Source organism: Thioalkalivibrio sp. ALgr1 (genome assembly GCF_000378285.1).
Classification (GTDB): domain Bacteria; phylum Pseudomonadota; class Gammaproteobacteria; order Ectothiorhodospirales; family Ectothiorhodospiraceae; genus Thioalkalivibrio.
Map to the genome: position 1 here is coordinate 123,932 of NZ_KB905133.1, position 16,973 is coordinate 140,904.

14 protein-coding genes and 1 tRNA gene are annotated in these 16,973 nt (G+C 64.7%); 13 read left to right on the top strand and 2 right to left on the bottom strand.

The window, feature by feature from the left end; genetic code table 11:
- Positions 1-14: 14 nt before the first annotated feature.
- Positions 15-563, bottom strand: coding sequence for an OsmC family protein (locus tag F466_RS0104960; RefSeq protein WP_012982379.1), 549 nt, complete (start codon positions 561-563; stop codon positions 15-17).
- A 435-nt stretch (positions 564-998) separates the two neighbouring features.
- Here F466_RS0104960 and F466_RS0104965 point away from each other — a divergent pair, with 435 nt between their 5' ends.
- From F466_RS0104965 to F466_RS0105005, 9 genes are all read left to right on the top strand, one after another.
- Complete coding sequence (locus F466_RS0104965; RefSeq protein WP_018139105.1) at positions 999-1,823, top strand: ABC transporter ATP-binding protein; 825 nt, start codon at positions 999-1,001, stop codon at positions 1,821-1,823.
- 59 nt (positions 1,824-1,882) lie between these two features.
- Entirely contained in the window at positions 1,883-3,166 is a 1,284-nt protein-coding gene (locus F466_RS0104970; protein ID WP_018139106.1) for an ABC transporter substrate-binding protein, read from the top strand.
- Positions 3,163-4,002: an ABC transporter permease gene (locus F466_RS0104975; protein WP_018139107.1), complete on the top strand. Its 840-nt coding sequence runs from the start codon at positions 3,163-3,165 to the stop codon at positions 4,000-4,002. The genes F466_RS0104970 and F466_RS0104975 overlap by 4 nt, the downstream gene beginning before the upstream one ends.
- Positions 4,003-4,145: 143 nt before the next feature.
- A complete protein-coding gene (locus tag F466_RS0104980; RefSeq protein WP_018139108.1) occupies positions 4,146-5,786 on the top strand; it encodes a sigma-54-dependent Fis family transcriptional regulator in 1,641 nt (546 codons plus the stop codon).
- 190 nt (positions 5,787-5,976) lie between these two features.
- A complete protein-coding gene (locus F466_RS0104985; protein ID WP_018174497.1) occupies positions 5,977-7,437 on the top strand; it encodes an ABC transporter substrate-binding protein in 1,461 nt (486 codons plus the stop codon).
- A gap of 3 nt (positions 7,438-7,440) precedes the next feature.
- Positions 7,441-8,286 carry a nitrate ABC transporter permease gene (ntrB, locus tag F466_RS0104990; protein WP_018139110.1) on the top strand — a complete coding sequence of 282 codons (846 nt, stop codon included), beginning with the start codon at positions 7,441-7,443 and terminating at the stop codon, positions 8,284-8,286.
- A 30-nt stretch (positions 8,287-8,316) separates the two neighbouring features.
- Complete coding sequence (locus F466_RS0104995) at positions 8,317-9,231, top strand: ABC transporter ATP-binding protein (protein WP_018993581.1); 915 nt, start codon at positions 8,317-8,319, stop codon at positions 9,229-9,231.
- 39 nt (positions 9,232-9,270) lie between these two features.
- On the top strand, positions 9,271-9,717 hold the full coding sequence (gene cynS, locus F466_RS0105000) for a cyanase (protein WP_018174495.1): 447 nt from the start codon (positions 9,271-9,273) through the stop codon (positions 9,715-9,717).
- 106 nt (positions 9,718-9,823) lie between these two features.
- On the top strand, positions 9,824-12,241 hold the full coding sequence (locus tag F466_RS0105005; protein ID WP_018993582.1) for a bifunctional diguanylate cyclase/phosphodiesterase: 2,418 nt from the start codon (positions 9,824-9,826) through the stop codon (positions 12,239-12,241).
- Positions 12,242-12,284: 43 nt separating this feature from the next.
- On the opposite strand, the gene F466_RS0105010 is transcribed toward F466_RS0105005, so the two are convergent.
- Positions 12,285-12,360: transfer RNA gene (locus F466_RS0105010), tRNA-Ala, on the bottom strand.
- A 356-nt stretch (positions 12,361-12,716) separates the two neighbouring features.
- Here F466_RS0105010 and F466_RS0105015 point away from each other — a divergent pair.
- The 4 genes from F466_RS0105015 (at position 12,717) to F466_RS0105030 (ending at position 16,788) form a co-directional block, all read left to right on the top strand.
- Positions 12,717-13,520, top strand: a complete 804-nt coding sequence (locus F466_RS0105015) for an MBL fold metallo-hydrolase (RefSeq protein ID WP_038050398.1) — start codon at positions 12,717-12,719, stop codon at positions 13,518-13,520.
- 112 nt (positions 13,521-13,632) lie between these two features.
- Positions 13,633-14,322 carry a phosphate regulon transcriptional regulator PhoB gene (gene phoB, locus F466_RS0105020; RefSeq protein ID WP_018139115.1) on the top strand — a complete coding sequence of 230 codons (690 nt, stop codon included), beginning with the start codon at positions 13,633-13,635 and terminating at the stop codon, positions 14,320-14,322.
- A 45-nt stretch (positions 14,323-14,367) separates the two neighbouring features.
- A complete protein-coding gene (gene phoR, locus F466_RS0105025) occupies positions 14,368-15,690 on the top strand; it encodes a phosphate regulon sensor histidine kinase PhoR (protein WP_018993583.1) in 1,323 nt (440 codons plus the stop codon).
- 123 nt (positions 15,691-15,813) lie between these two features.
- Positions 15,814-16,788 carry a PstS family phosphate ABC transporter substrate-binding protein gene (locus F466_RS0105030; RefSeq protein WP_018993584.1) on the top strand — a complete coding sequence of 325 codons (975 nt, stop codon included), beginning with the start codon at positions 15,814-15,816 and terminating at the stop codon, positions 16,786-16,788.
- Positions 16,789-16,973: the final 185 nt, after the last annotated feature.

A 16,973-nucleotide genomic window follows, 5' to 3' on the forward strand; every position in this document is an offset into this window, starting at 1 on the left:
GGATGGCAGGTGGTTCAGGCCAGCTCGACGCTGACACCAACCGGGTTGCGCATGGTGTTGGCCACGGGCGACCAGAAGTCGGCATGGGCCACCAGCTCTTTCAGTTGCTCCTCGCTGGCATCTCCCTCCAGGTGCGCCTTCACGCGGATATCGGTGAAGCCGAGGCGCTTGTTGACGTCGGTATCGCCCACACCCCACACGGCGGTCACGTTGATGTCGCCCTCCAGCGTCAGTTCCAGCTTGGTCAGCGTGATGCCGCGGTCGATTGCGTTGGCGTGCATGCCGACCGAAAGACAGGCGCCCAGGCTGGCCAGTACCGCCTCGGAGGGGTTGGGGGCGGTGTCGTCACCCAGCAGGTGCGGCGGCTCGTCGATCACATGCGCATCCAGATCGCGCACGTAGGTCAGGTTGCGGAACTTGCCCTCGCAGACCGTGGTGGCCTTCAGAGTGACGATGCTTTCCGGATTGGCCTTGCCCTTGGCAGCCAGATCGTTGAGACCGTTCTGGTCGATCGGCTCCAGCGCGTTCATGGACAGGGTGGTGGTGGCTTCGGCAGTGGACATGGTGTAGCTCCTCTCGATGGTTGGCGGTCAGGGCCACCGGCTGTGGTGACCATCCCGGATCGCGCCGGGTCGACCATCGCAGTGCAGAAGCTGTGCCAACCACCGAAAAACGGCTTCATGAAGCGATTTCCACCTGAACACGACAAATTGACCAACCATCCGGGCCAGACGATTTGTCCGCTTTGTCGCCCAAGCCGGACACTTTGTCGTCTTTGTCCGCGACACGCCGGACGCCCCGGGCCGTTCGACACCCACAGATGCCCCACCCCCGCCGTGATTCAAGACCTGCGGAACGGCTCCACGTCGCCGTTTATCAGAGGGCCCGGGAATCCTCGGGCGATCACACCGCGAGGTTTGGCACGCCCCTTGTAAGGACACCTGTGAACGCGCCGTCCACCGGGCGGCACATGAACGCAGGCTTACGAGGGAAATGCCATGGGCGCCGCCATCTCCATCGACTACATCACCCACCACTATCCGGGTCAGGAAGATCCGACCCTGAAGGACATCGAGGTCACCGTCGCGCCGGGCGAGACCGTCGCCCTGATCGGCCAGAGTGGCTGTGGCAAATCCACCCTGCTGCATATGCTCGCCGGGCTGCTGCTGCCCAGCGACGGCTGCGTGCGCATCAACGGCCAGCAGGTCATCAAGCCCAGCCCGCGCTGGAACATGATGTTTCAGAAGCCTTCGCTGTACCCCTGGATGACCGTGCGCAAGAACGCCTCTCTGGGGCTGATTTTCCAGGGTCGCCGGAAAGGTCTGAAGGAGCGCATCGATCAGCTCCTGGACACGGTGGGCCTGGCGGACAAGGCCGAGGTCAACGTGCAGTCGCTCTCAGGGGGGCAGCAACAGCGCGTCGCGCTGGCCCGCAGCCTGGCGACGGACCCGGAACTGCTGCTGCTGGACGAGCCGTTCTCCGCACTGGACGCCTTCACCCGTGTTGCCCTGCAGGACGAGGTCACGCGCCTGGCACGTGAACGCGGCATCTCGGTGGTGTTTGTCACCCACGACATCGACGAGGCCGTCGCAATGGCCGACCGCGTGCTGGTCATGGGCTCCAACCCCGGCACGATCACCGCCGAGCTCAAGGTGGAACTCCCCTACCCCCGTGATCGAGCCAGCCATCAGTTCGTGGATCTCAAGAGCGAGCTCATGGAGTTCTTCGGCGCCACTCGCCACCCGGGCGGCTCCGGGGTGCAACCCCGCGCTGAATCCGAAAGCGAATCCAGCCGTCGTCAGGCGCGAATCCGCGCGGCCTGAATACCCGCAACCAACCGATACCCGTCGTCCCCGTCATCGCCAAAAAAGGAACCACCGTCATGTGCAACTGCGACCACCACCACGATATCGACCGCGAGCTCGACCAACTGCTGTCGACCAATTTCTCGCGGCGCAACTTCCTGCGCACCGCCGCCGTCGGCGGCCTGGCCGGCACCGGTCTCGCCCTGCCGGGGTCGCTGTTCGGCGCCGAGCCGGATGGCCTGGAAGAGCCCGAAGGGATCACCCGTGACTTCGACGGCGTGGTGCGGATCGGCTACATCCCGATCACCGATGCCGCCGCGCTGCTGGTGGCCCACTCCGAGGGCTATTTCGAGGACGAGGGCCTGGAGGTCGCCGATCCGACGCTGATCCGGGGCTGGTCGCCGCTGATCGAGTCCTTCGCGGCCAACCGCTTCAACCTCGTGCATCTTTTGAAGCCCATCCCCCTGTGGATGCGCTATCAGAACGATTTCCCGGTCAAGATCATGTCCTGGGCCCATATCAACGGATCGGCCGTGGTCACCGGGCGCCACGTAGAGGTCAATGACTTCTCGGACCTCGGCGGCAAGAGCGTTGCCGTGCCCTACTGGTACTCGATGCACAACGTGGTGATGCAGATGGCCCTGCGCGACGCCGGTCTGACCCCGGTGATCCGCGACCAGGGGGCGGCGCTGGAGTCGCACGAGGTCAACCTGATGCTGATGCCGCCGCCGGATATGCCGCCGGCCCTGGCCGCGCGCTCTATCGATGCCTTTATCGTGGCCGAGCCCTTCAACGCGGCAGGCGAGATGCTGGCCCACGGCAACCTGCTGCGCTTTACCGGCGACATCTGGAAGAATCACCCCTGTTGCGTGATCTGCATGAACGAACGCCTGACCAACCGCGAGCCGGAATGGACGCAGAAGGTCATGAACGCCGTGGTCCGCGCCCAGGGCACCATCCAGGAGGACAAGAAGGCGGTCGCCACCCTGCTCTCGCGTGACGGCAAGGGCTACCTGCCAATGCCAGCCGGTGTCGTCGAGCGGGCCATGACCAACTACACCAACGACTCCACCTACACCGACAGCGGCGCGATCCGCAACGCCGACTGGGGCAACGGTCGCATCGACTTCTCGCCCTGGCCCTATCCGTCCGCGACCAAGTATCTGGTCAGCGCGATGAACGAGACGCTGGTCGGTGGCGACACCACCTTCCTCCAGGACCTGGATCCCGACTTCGTGACCGAGGACCTGGTGAACTACGAGTTCGTCAAGAAGGCAATGGAGAAGCACACCGCCTGGCACGGCGCGCCCGGCGTAAACCTCGATTCGCCGTTCGAGCGCGAGGAGGTGATCGCGCTATGAACCGCGAAGCCACGATGAACGAGCTGAACCCGGCCCTGGAACGGATGATCCCGTTCCTGCGGCTGGCGGATCAGGTCCGGCGCCGGGTGCAATACCCGGCGGTGGGCATCGCCGGGCTTTTCGCCCTGTGGTGGTGGGGCGGCTGGCTGATCGCCAATAACGAGGACACGATGGCGTTCGCCAGCTTTGCCCCCGGCCCGACTCTCACGGCGTTCTGGGACCTGGTCAGCTCCGGCAACGTCTGGAAACCGATCGAGTCCAGCCTGTACCGCGTGGGCTGGGGCCTGTTCTATGCCATCGCGATCGGCGTGCCGATGGGCGTGATGATCGGCTACTTCCTGACGCTGAAGCAGATCACCCATGTGCCATTCCAGTTCCTGCGCATGATCTCGCCGCTGGCCTGGATGCCGATTGCGGTGCTGGCCTTCGCCACCTGGGACGGGGCGATCATCTTCCTGATCGCGATCGCCGCGATTTGGCCGATCACCTATGCCACGGCCCATGGCGTCCAGCGCATCGACCCGATGTGGCTGAAGGTGGGCTCCAACCTCGGGGCCAACCCGATCCACACCCTGCGCTACATCGTGATGCCCGCGATCGCCCAGGATGTGTTTGCCGGCATCCGCCTGGCGGTAGGTGTGGCCTGGATCGTGCTGGTTCCCGCCGAGTACCTCGGTGTCACCTCCGGGCTGGGCTATGCGATCAACGATGCCCGCGACACGCTGGAGTACGACAAGCTCGCAGCCTTCGTGCTGGTGATCGGCATCATCGGCTACATGCTCGACGCGATCTGCGTGCGCCTGATCAAGCGCAGCAGCTACCACGCCGAGAGCTAGATTTAGCAAGTCGCAAGCCTCGCCGCGGTGCAATACACGCCCCGCGGCGAGGCAGACGGCACCACAACGGACCACAAAACCGCCTGCCAGCCCGCCTTATGACAGGAAATACGGGCTGGCAGGCTTTCTGCATATACCCACCCATGGCACTGCACTCGCTTTCCGAACCGGCTGCACCCGACCTGGCCACCCGCGAACAGGAGATCACCCTGTTGCTGGAGGTGGCCAAGCTGATGGGCCGTTCGGGCGATCCCGACGCCGCGATCTACCGCATCCTCGGGATGATGTCGCAATTGCTGGGGCTGAACCGGGGCCGCGTACTGCTGCCGGACCCGGACACCGGCAAGCTCCGTATCCGCCATGCCTACGGGCTGACCGATGCCGAGCGCGAACGGGGCCGCTACAGCCTCGGCGAGGGTGTGACCGGGCGCGTGATGAAGACCAGCCAGATCGCGCTGATCCAGGATATCGACAACGAGCCGGAGTACCTGGCCCGCGCAATCGACCGCGCCACCCTGCCGCAGGAGACGGTCGCCTATATCGCCGTACCCATCGTGCAAGACGAACACGCGATCGGTGTACTCGGCGTGCACCGCCTGCGCCGACGCTCGCGCCAGTTCCAGGACGACCTGAACGTCCTGCGCGTGATCGCCAGCATGATCGGCCAGGTCCTGCGCATTAATCAGCTGATCGCCGAGCGCACCGCCGAACTGGTATCGGAAAACCGCTACCTCAAAAGCGCGCTGGATACCCAGGGCGGGCAGTACGGCATCCTCGGCGAGAGCCCCGCGCTCAAGCATGTACTCAAGCAGGTGCACCGCATTGCGGATACCCAGGCGACGGTCCTGATCACCGGAGACTCGGGGACCGGGAAGGAAAAGGTCGCGCGCATGATCCACCGGATCAGCCAGCGCAACGCCCGCCCCTTCATATCGCTTAACTGCGCGGCCATCCCGGCCGACCTGCTGGAGTCGGAGCTGTTCGGCCACGAAAAGGGGGCATTCACCGGTGCCAGCAGCGCCAAGACCGGGAAAATCGCCCTGGCCGACGGCGGCACGCTGTTCCTCGACGAGATCGGCGACATGCCGGAGGCGTTGCAGTCGAAGATCCTGCGCGTCCTGCAGGAGCGCGTGGTCCAGCCGATCGGGGGCAATCGTGACATCCCGGTGGACGTGCGCATCGTGGCCGCCACCCACAAGAACCTGCAGGCGGCCGTCAACGCGGGCGAATTCCGGCTCGACCTGTTCTACCGTCTGAACGTGATCCCGCTCCACATGCCCGCCCTGCGCGACCGTGCCAGCGACATCCGACTGCTGACACGACACTTCCTTGACCGTTTCACCCACCTGCACGGCTGGAACGTGGTGCTGGACGAACGCGTGCTGGAACGGCTTGAGGCCTTCGACTGGCCGGGCAACATCCGTCAACTGGAGAACGTGCTGGAACGCGCCGTTCTGCTCTCCAGCGACGGCCGCATCACGACGGCACTGATCGACGAGATCCTGCACGAGGAATCGCGCATCAGCCCCCACGAGCCCACTCGAACCCCCGCCGAGGCGGCTGCCCCGCCAGCGGTCAATCCCGCACCCCTGGCGCCCAACGATGACGCACAGCGCACCAGCGTGGTGCGTCCCTACCAGCGTGTCCATGCATCCGAGGCCGAGCGTCTGCTGCGCGCCATCGAGGAATCCAGCGGCAACAAGACGCGGGCCGCACTCGGCCTGGGGCTGACCCCGCGCCAGCTACGCTACCGCCTAAAAAAACTCGGCATAGAAGTCACTTAGAAGCGATCAAGCCGTTTAATAGGGACACTTTGTCCACTCTGTCCAGAGTGTCGACCAAGTGTCGCCAGACACCTCCCCGCCGCCTCCCCACAAATCGTCATTTCCCTTCTTGGCATGGCTTCTGCAACCCCTTGGGCATGGGCGGCGCAACCGCCCCGTTTTGAATCCGTCCACCCAGGAGAACATCGCCATGCCGACCAAGAGCCTAAGCGACCCGTTTGACGCCAATTCGGACCTGCGCCACGACAGCGCCTGCCGCCACGGCCACCACGGCCCAGGTCAGTGCAGCTGCTTCGACACGGCCGACCCCAACCTCGAACGCCGAATGGACAACGGCGAATTCGCCACGACCGAGCCGCACCATGCGGAGCACAAGGCCCAGGACACGCTGGACGAAGAGGCCCTGATCGACCGTGCGGTCGAGAGCGCGGTAGTGCGCGGCATGTTCGGCCACAACGAGATCAATCGTCGGCGTTTCCTGCAGATGCTGGGTGGCGGCACCCTGGCCGCGGCGCTGGGTTCGGTCATGCCGCTGGACAAGGTGAAGGCCGCGATCAAGGACGGCGGGCCGCTGGAGAAGACCAAGCTGCGCATCGGCTTCGTGCCGATCACCTGCGCCACGCCGATCATCATGGCCCACCCGATGGGATTCTACGAGCGCTATGGCCTGGATGTCGACGTGATCAACACGGCGGGCTGGGCGGTCGCGCGCGACATGTCTCTCTCGGGCGAATACGACGCCTCGCACATGCTCTCGCCGATGCCGCTCTCGCTGACGATGGGCACCAGTTCCTCCAGCCGCGAGCACTTCATCATGCCGGCGATCGAGAACATCAACGGCCAGGCAATCACGCTGCACAACAAGCACAAAGACAAGCGCGATCCCAAGGACTGGAAGGGCTTCCGCTTCGCGGTACCGTTCGAGTATTCGATGCACAACTTCCTGCTGCGCTACCTGGTCGCGGAACACGGCCTGGACCCGGATCAGGACATCAGCATTCGCGTGATCCCGCCGCCGGAGATGGTCGCCAACCTGCGCGCCGAGAACATCGATGGCTACTTGGCCCCCGACCCGTTCAACCAGCGCGCGGTCTGGGACGAGATCGGCTTCATTCACATGCTGACCAAAGAGATTTGGGACGGTCATCCCTGCTGCGCCTTCGCCTGCTCCGCGGCCTGGGCCGAGGAACACCCGAACACCTTCGGGGCACTGTTCCGCTCGCTGATCGATGCCACCCAGTACTCGTCCGACATCGAGAACCGGGCCGAGATCGCCAAGGTCATTTCGCCCCGTGCCTATCTGAACCAGCCGGAGCCGGTGGTGCGCCAGGTCCTGACCGGCCGCTACGCCGACGGCCTGGGCAACGTGCAGGACGACCCGCACCGGATCGACTTCGACCCGTTCCCCTGGCATTCGATGGCCACCTGGATCCTCACGCAGATGAAGCGCTGGGGCTATGTGAGTCGCGACTTCGACTACAACCGGCTCGCCGAGGATGTCTTCCTCGCCAGCGAGTGTGCCGAGGTGATGAAAGAGCTGGGCTACGAACCGCCGAGCGACACTTACAAGAACTTCGAGATCATGGGGAAGGTGTTCGACTACACCGACCCGGAAGGCTATCTCGAAAGCTTCGAAATGCGCAGGAGCTAAGCCATGTTGAGCAATCTCAACTTTCGAGCCGGAGTACTTTCGGTTGTGATCCTGCTGTTCTTCCTGGGCGTGTGGCAGTTGGCCACCGCCCCGGAGGTCCTGATGATCCAGGAGGAAGAACTCAGCGAGTACGAAATGCTGACCGGGGGCGGCGGGCAACGCGGCTCCAGCGGCATCCCCGCACCGTCCGAGGTGATCAGCCACGCCGTTTCCGAGCTGAGCAACCCCTTCTACGATGCCGGCCCGAACGACAAGGGCATCGGCATCCAGCTGGGGTACTCGATCTACCGCGTCCTGCTGGGCTTCTTCCTGGCCGCACTGATCGCCGTTCCGTTCGGCTTCGTGATCGGCATGTCGCCGCTGTTGAACAAGGCCTTTGACCCGTTCATCCAGGTGCTCAAGCCCATATCGCCCCTGGCCTGGATGCCGCTGGCCCTGTTCGTGATCCGTGACTCGAACATCTCGGCGATCTTCGTGATCTTCATCTGTTCGATCTGGCCCATGCTGGTGAACACGGCCTACGGCGTCGCATCGGTGCGCAATGACTGGCTGAACGTGGCCAAGACCCACGAGCTGTCCAAGGTGCGCACGGCGTTCACCGTAATCCTGCCCGCCGCTGCCCCGACCATCCTGACCGGGATGCGCATCTCCATCGGCATCGCCTGGCTCGTGATTGTGGCCGCCGAGATGCTCGTGGGCGGCACCGGCATTGGCTACTACATCTGGAACCAGTGGAACAACCTCGACCTGGCCAGCGTGATCTTCGCGATCGTGATGATCGGCATCATCGGCTTCCTGCTGGATCTCAGCCTCGCCCAGGCCACCAAACTCGTGCGCTACGCCGACTAGCGTCGGCGCAGCCCAACCAGGAGTACAACCATGAGCAAGGGCTTCCTCGAAATCGAGAATCTGAGCCAACGCTTCCCGCAGCCCGACTCGGACGACCTGATGACGGTCTTCGAGGGGGTGGATCTGGGGATCCAGAAAGGCGAGTTCGTCTGCCTGATCGGCCACTCCGGCTGCGGCAAATCCACCATCCTGAACGTGCTCGCCGGCCTGGCCTCGCCCACCGACGGCAACGTGATCATGGACAACAAGGAGATCAAGGGGCCGAGCCTCGATCAGGGCGTGATCTTCCAGAACCACAGCCTGCTGCCCTGGCTATCGGCGCGCGACAACGTAATGTTCGCGGTGCGCGCCCGCTGGCCCAACTGGAGCAAGCAGAAGCGTCTGGAACATGCCGAGAAGTATCTGAAGATGGTCGGGCTGGACCACGCGATGGACCGCAAGCCGTCACAGCTCTCCGGCGGCATGCGCCAGCGCGTCGGCATCGCCCGCGCCTTTGCGATCGAGCCGAAGCTGCTGCTGATGGACGAGCCGTTCGGGGCGCTGGATGCCCTGACCCGCGGCGTAATCCAGGAGGAGCTGCTGAAGATCTGGCAGGAGACCCACCAGACGGTATTCATGATCACGCATGACGTCGACGAGGCCATCCTGCTGGCCGACCGCGTGCTGCTGATGACCAACGGCCCGCACGCCAAGGTCGCGGAGTCGGTGAAGATCGACATCCCGCGTCCCCGCGAGCGCGCCACGCTCCACCAGCACGAGCACTACTACAAGATCCGCAATCACCTGGTGGACTTCCTCGTACACCGCGCGAAGGACATGTCCCTGGAGGCCCAGCAGGAAGCCGCCCAGGGGCTCGATCCGCGCCACAAGCCGCGCCATGTCAATCCGGCGAAGCCCTCGGAATCCGCCACGCCACAGGAACGGGCCGCGATCCGGGCCGTTTGAACACCCTTATCCACTAACACGACCAAGAGGACTTACCCGATGAGTCTCAGCAAGACCGCCATGACCACCACCATCCTCGAGGCCAAGGAGAACCGCGACACCACCTGGGCCGCGATCGCCGAAGCCACCGGGCTGCACGAGGTCTACGTGACCTCTGCCTGCTACGGCATGAATCACCTCGAGGCGGACCAGGCCGAAAAGCTCTCGAGCTTCCTCGGCCTCGGGCCGGAGGTCGCCCAGGCACTGCAGGCCTTCCCGCACAAGCACTGGGACAAGACGATCCCGACGGACCCGGTGATCTACCGTTTCTATGAGGCGATCAATGTCTACGGCGACACCATGAAGGCGCTGATCCACGAGAAGTTCGGCGATGGCATCATGAGCGCGATCGACTTCACCATGGATATCGACAAGGTCGAAGACCCGAAGGGCGACCGCGTCAAGATCACCTGGAACGGAAAATTCCTGCCCTACAAGAGCTGGTAGTCCGCCCGTGCGCCCTGCCGCCGACCCGTGGCGGCGGGGTCCCTCCCCTTGCACCGCACTCGCCCGCCCCCATGCGGCATTCCCCCAGATCGAGTAGGCTCTTGCCATGTTCTGGCCACGACCCCTGCTCTCCTCGCTGCTGGCGCTGCTGACCGCTGTTGCGCCCGCCCTGGCCATCACCGATACGCCCGACGTGCATACGATCGGGGTCCTCGCCTTCGAAGACCTCGAGGCCACCGAGGCGCGCTGGCAACCCACGGCCGACTATCTGAGCGAAAGCATCTCCGACGCCGCGTTCCGGATCCGTGCGCTCGACTACGCTGACCTCAATCGCGCCGTCGAATCGGGGGAGCTGGACTTCGTACTGACCAACACCGGACACTACGTGCGGCTGGAGGCGCAGCAGGGCATTACCCGGCTGGCCACCCTCATCGGGAGCGAGCAGGGCCAACCGGTCCGCCAGTTCGGCGGCGTGGTCCTGGTACCCGCCGGGCGCGAAGACCTGCAGACCCTGCCCGACCTGCGTGGCCAGCGCCTGCTCGCCGTAGACCAGGACTCGCTGGGGGGGTGGCAGGCCGGCCATTTCGAACTGCATCGCGCCGGGATCGACCCGTTCGAGGATCTCGAATCGCTCACCTTCACCGGGATGCCGCACCGCCTGGTGATCGACGCCCTGCTTGCCGGCGAGGCCGACGCCGGGATGGTCCGTACCGGGCTGCTGGAATCGCTGATAGAAGCGGGCGAGATCCCCTCGGATGCCCTTCGAGTACTGCAGCCGCGCGAAACCGCCGAATTCCCGCTGGCCCACACGACCCGGCTGTACCCGGAATGGCCCTTCTCGCGTCTGGACCACACCCCCGATGCAATCGCGGAGGCGGTCACCATCGCCCTGCTGCGCCTGCCGGCCGATCACCTCGCGGCCAGCGCAGGCGGCTACCACGGCTGGTCGGCCCCCCTGTCCTACACCCCGGTGCACCAGTTGTTCGAGACGCTGGGCCTGCCGCCCTACGAACCGACGCTAGTGCTGGATCTCCGCGCGCTCCTGGAGGCCCGCCCGGAGATCCCGCTGGGGTTTCTGCTGGCCCTGCTGCTGCTTTCGACGCTGGCCGTGGTGCATTACCGCCGGCTGAACGCCCAGCTGGCCCTGGAAGTTGACCAACGGCGCGAGGCGGAATCGCGCCTGCGCGCGCACGAGGCGCGCCTGGCCTATCAGGCCGGCCACGACCCGCTGACCGGGCTGCCCAACCGCGTATTGCTGCACCAGCGGCTGGACAGCGCCATGGCCGAGGCCCGGCACCAGAAGGACCGAATAGCAGTGCTGTTCATGGATCTCGACCGCTTCAAGACCATCAACGACAGCCTGGGCCACGCGGTCGGGGACGAGCTGTTGCAAATCCTCGGAGAGCGCCTGAAAGAGCGCTTCCGGGCCCAGACCGTGGCACGCATCGGCGGGGACGAATTCATCGTGGTGCTCGATGACATCCGCGACCGGCCCGATGTCGAGGCACGCGCCCGCGAACTGCTGGAGCTGATCGCGGAGTCCTTCGCGGTCGGGGGCTGGCGCGACCTGCAGGTGGGCGCGAGCATCGGCATCTCGCTTTTCCCCGACCATGCCAGGGATGCCGGAGAGCTGATCACTCAGGCGGATGCGGCGATGTACGAGGCGAAGGATGCCGGCCGCAATACGTTCCGCTTCTACAGCCATTCGATGACCGAGGCGGCGAGCCGCCGCCTGGAGATCGAGAACCGCCTCCGCCGGGCCCTGGCGCAGGACGAGCTCGAGGTCTTCTATCAGCCACAGGTACGGATGGCCACCGGCCGCATCACGGGGGTCGAGGCCCTGGTGCGCTGGCGCGACCCGGAAGAAGGCCTGATCTCTCCGAACGTGTTCATCCCGGTCGCGGAAGAGACCGGCCTGATCGGGGCGGTCGGCGACTTCGTGCTGGAGCAGGCCTGCCGCCAGGTGATCGAGTGGGACCGCTCCGGACACTCTCCGCTCGAGGTCTCGGTCAACCTGTCCGGACACCAGATCGCCGCGCCCGGCCTGCCGCGCCGGATTCGTCAGGTACTGCGCGACACGGGCCTGGAACCGCGCCGTCTGACCCTCGAGATTACCGAGAGCACCCTAATGCACCAGGCCGAGGCCACCCGCGGCACACTGGAACAACTGAAATCCCTTGGCGTATTGCTGGCGATCGACGACTTCGGCACTGGATATTCGTCGCTTGCCTACCTGAAGGAGTTCGCGATCGACATCCTGAAGATCGACCAGACGTTCGTGCGCGACCTGCCGGAGGACCGCAACGACGTGGAACTGACCATGGCGATCATCAGCATGGCCCACAACCTGGGGCTGGACGTGCTGGCGGAAGGCGTGGAGACCGAGGCCCAGCGGAGCTTTCTCGCCTCGCAGGGCTGCGATGCCTGGCAGGGCTACCTGACCACGCCCCCCGTGCCCCCCAAGCGAGTGATCGAGCTGGTGCAGTCCAGCCACCCTTCGAGCGCCCGCCAAACCGGAAGCTGAAACGAAAAAAGGCCTGCGTCTGCAGGCCTTTTCTCTGATGTATTGGTGGAGCGGAGGAGGATCGAACTCCCGACCTTCGCATTGCGAACGCGACGCTCTCCCAGCTGAGCTACCGCCCCAATCAAGGCGCGCATTCTAGCAACTCCCGACGAGCGCGGGAAGAGACAGTCGCGTAATCCCTGCCCGTCGCCCTTGCCCAGGCTGACCAAGCGGCGTTCCTCGCCCATCCCGGGTGCCAGCACGGGCCCGGAACCGGGTGGAAAACGCGATGCCTAGCACCTTTTTCAGCCGTTGTCCGACCACACGTGCCATTTTCGTGGTGCAGGTCACGTCAGACACGCTTAGACCTGATCTAGTCTTAATGTATGTTAGAAGTACGTCGGAAATCCGTCGTAGCTACCGTCTCTTCAAGGAGGCGTCTCTGCCGCATGGTCTGCCGAGACATTCACAACTTTCAGTTGCAGTCCGATCCGGAATGAGTCTCTCTGTCCGCATATTGGGCGCTAGTGGCGGCATCGGCCCCAACCGTCGCACGACTTCGATTCTGATCGACGAAGATATCCTGATCGACGCCGGCAGTGGGGTCGGTGACCTGACTCTGGGCGAATTACAAAAGGTCCGTCACGTATTTCTGACCCATTCGCACCTCGACCACATCGGATTTCTGCCGATGCTCGCGGACATGGTGTATTCACCGGACGCGCCCCCCATCCAGATCCATGCGCTACCGGCCACCCTGCGGGCCCTGCGCAAGCATGTGTTCAACTGGGTGATCTGGCCAGACTTCACCTGTCTCCCCTCTCCCGAGCGGCCCCTGCTGCAGTTTCAGGCGATTCAGCCGGGGCAGCAGGTAATGATCGGATCGCGCGAGATTCATATCCTGCCTGCGCTGCATACGGTGCCCGCCGTGGGGTACGGCGTGATGCACAACGACGGCATGGGCTTCGCGTTCACCGGAGACACCTCGTCTTCCGGGGCCCTGTGGGATGCCTTGAATACCCTGCCCTATCTGGACTTGTTGATGATCGAGTCCGGGCTGCCGGACGAAATGGACGGCATGGCCGAGCTGGCCAAGCATTACACCCCGCATCGTCTTGCGGACGACCTGGAGGCGCTCCATCACCAGCCACGGATCGCCATCACACACCTGAAGCCCGGACATGAATCCGCCATCCGCCGGCAGCTCCAGCAGTCGCGGCATGCGAGCCGGATGGTGCTACTGGAAGGCAGCGAGCGGTTCGAACTGCATGCCCAGAACCGGGCCCTCAAGGTCGGATAGGCTCTCAGCCGCAACGCCCGGCCTGCATCCGGCCATTCCCGTTCCCTCACCGTCACACGGCTGTAACATCTCTGTTATCTAATGCAGGGCATCCTGAACTCGGGAATGGGTCATGGCTGTAAAGATACTGCTGGTCGAGGATGACACCGCAATCCGCGAAATGCTCCAGCTGCCGTTGCACAAGGCCGGATACGCGGTGCGCGAGGCGGGCGATGTGCGCACTGCCAAGGCCCTGCTGCTGGAAGATCCCCCCGATCTGATCCTGCTCGACTGGATGCTGCCGGACACGAGCGGCCTCGATTGGGCGCGCACGCTAAAGGCCAGCCCGCTCACCAAGGACATCCCGATCATCATGCTGACGGCCCGCGGCGAAGAAGAAGACCGCGTGCGCGGGCTGGATGTGGGTGCCGACGACTACGTGACCAAACCGTTCTCGCCACGCGAACTGGTTGCCCGTATAAAGGCCGTGCTACGGCGTACCGCGCCGATCACCAGCGAAGAGCCGGTGGAAGTCGAGGGTCTGCGTCTGGACCCGGTCTCGCACCGCGTGAGCGGCAACGGCGAGGCCCTGTCGATGGGCCCGACCGAATACAACCTCCTGCACTTCTTCATGACCCACCAGGACCGCGTGTTCACCCGCGGCCAGTTGCTGGACCAGGTCTGGGGCACCAATGTGTACGTCGAGGAACGCACCGTGGACGTGCATATCCGGCGCCTGCGCAAGGCGCTGGCGCTGACCGGGCATGACCACCTCGTGCAAACCGTACGCGGATCGGGGTACCGTTTCTCCCAGACTCCCTGACCGCGGCCGGCGCCGCGAGCTCCAATCACCCCACTCGGTCGTCCGATGCAATCACGCAACCCCTGGCCCGGTGTCATCGCGGGAACCCTGCTGGTCGGTGTCCCGATCGCGCTGCTCGGCTGGAGCATGGGGCAGTTCTGGGCCACGATCGCGTTCCTGCTGGGGGCGGCGCTGTTCTGGAACCTCTCTCACCTGTTGTTGCTGGAACGCTGGCTGCGTCAGGGCGGCCGCAGCGAACCACCGGATGTGCGCGGGCTTTGGGGGCTGGCCTTCGACCATCTCTACCGCCGACGCCGGCGCCACGAACATCGCGTCCATCGGCTGCGCCAGTACCTCGAGCGCTACCGCGACTCGGCACGGGCGATGCCGGATGCAGTCGTGGTCCTGAATGACGATCTGCGCATCGAGTGGCTGAACGAAATGGCCACGCAGCTGCTGGGACTGAACTGGCCGGAGGATGAGGGCCAGCGCATTACCCACCTGCTGCGCTATCCGGCATTCATCACGTTCATGGAGAGCGCGCGCACCACGCCGGGCAGCGTGACCACGCCCTCCCCGATCTACGACGACCAGCAGCTGGAATTCCGCCTGGTGCCCTATGGCGATGCGCAATTCCTGCTCCTGGCGCGGGACACCACGCACCTGCACCGGTTGGAAGTGATGCGGCGCGACTTCATTGCGAATGTCTCGCACGAGCTGCGCACGCCGTTGACCGTACTGTACGGAGTTGTGGAAACGCTGGAAGACGAACTGGCGGACCAGCCGGACAAGGCGCGCTCGGTCCAGCTGCTGCGCGAGCAGTCCGAACGCATGAAGCTGCTGGTCGACGACCTGCTGACCCTCTCCCGCCTGGAGACCGGCAGCCCGCAGGGCCCGCCACAATGGGTCGACGTCGGGGCCATGCTGGACACGCTGAAAGGCGAGGCGGAACTGCTCTCCGGCGACCAGCGCCACCGCATCGAGATCCACGCACAGCACTGGCTCCAGTTACAGGGGGCCGAGAACGAATTGCGCTCGGCCTTCGCCAATCTCATCTTCAATGCGATCAAGTACACCCCGGCCGGGACCCGCATCGAGGTCCGCTGGAAATCCGACCCGGACGGCGCGCGCCTCAGCGTAATCGACGAGGGACCGGGGATCGCCCGCCACCACCTTCACCGCCTGACCGAACGCTTCTACCGCGTGGACGCCGGCCGCGACCAGCGCCGCGGCGGAACCGGGCTCGGACTGGCCATCGTCAAACATGTGCTCGCGCGACACGGCGGCCACCTGGAGATCGACAGCCAGCTCGGTCGCGGCACGCGCTTCACCTGCCTGTTCCCCCTCTCGATCACCCGCACCAAGCCCACCGAGCCCGCCAAAAACTAACGCCCTGCGATGTCACACGGCTGTCATGTCCCCGTCACAGGAGCGTCAACGCGGCTCCGCATAATCCCCCTCCAAGGTCGCTTGAAGTGACCTTGCAAGAATTCCATTCAAGGGGAGATTCCCATGTTGTTGAAGCGCAGCATTCTGGCCCTGGCCACCGCCACCGCAATGGCCGTTACGCCGTTTACCGCCTCCGCCGAAGTCGATGCCGACATCCCGGCCTACGAGGCGGTCTCCGGGATTTCCGGCAACCTGTCGAGCATCGGCTCCGACACCCTGAACAACCTGATGACGCTGTGGGCCGAGGAGTTCCAGAACTTCTACCCGAACGTCAACGTCCAGATCCAGGGTGCCGGCACCTCCACCGCGCCGCCGGCCCTGACCGAGGGCACCGCCGACTTCGGCCCGATGTCGCGCATGCCGCGTGACAGCGAGCATGCCGAGTTCGAAGAGCGCCACGGCTACGAAATGACCGCCGTCCCGGTCGCGATCGACACCATCGCCGTGTACGTGAACCGCGACAACCCGATCGAGGGCCTGACCCTCGAACAGACCGATGCGATCTTCTCCTCCACCCGCCGCTGCGGTGGGGCCGAGGATATTACGCGCTGGGGCCAGGTCGGCCTCGACGGTTCCTGGGAAAACCGCGACATCACGCTCTACAGCCGTAACGCGGTCTCCGGCACCTATGGCTTCTTCCGCCAGCACGCCCTGTGCGACGGTGACTTCAAGGATTCGGTCAATGAACAGCCCGGTTCCGCCTCGGTGGTCCAGGGTGTCTCCGAGTCGCTGAACGGCATTGGCTACTCCGGCATCGGCTACATGACCTCCGGTGTTCGCGCCGTCCCGCTGGGCGAGAACGAGGGCGAGTACTACGAGCCGAACGCGGACAACGCCTCCTCCGGCGACTACCCGCTGGCCCGCTTCCTCTACGTGATGGTCAACAAGCACCCGGAAGACGGCCTGACCCCGCGCGCGGCCGAGTTCCTGAAGATGGTGCTGTCGAAGGAAGGCCAGGAAGTCGTGGTGCGTGACGGGTTCATCCCGCTGCCGGCCGCGGTGGCCGAACGCGAGCGCAAGAACCTCGGTCTGGAATAACCCAGGCCTCGCGCCGGCCATCTCCGGATGGCCCGAACCGGGTCCCTCGCGGGGCCCGGCTTTTTTGTGCCCGCCCGCTCGACCCGCAATACAGCGTTCAACGGTCCGTCACATGGCTGTCACGTTTCTGTCATGAAGCGGCCGTAGCATGCCGGCCAGTTGCACCCTACACCCGCCGCATCAGG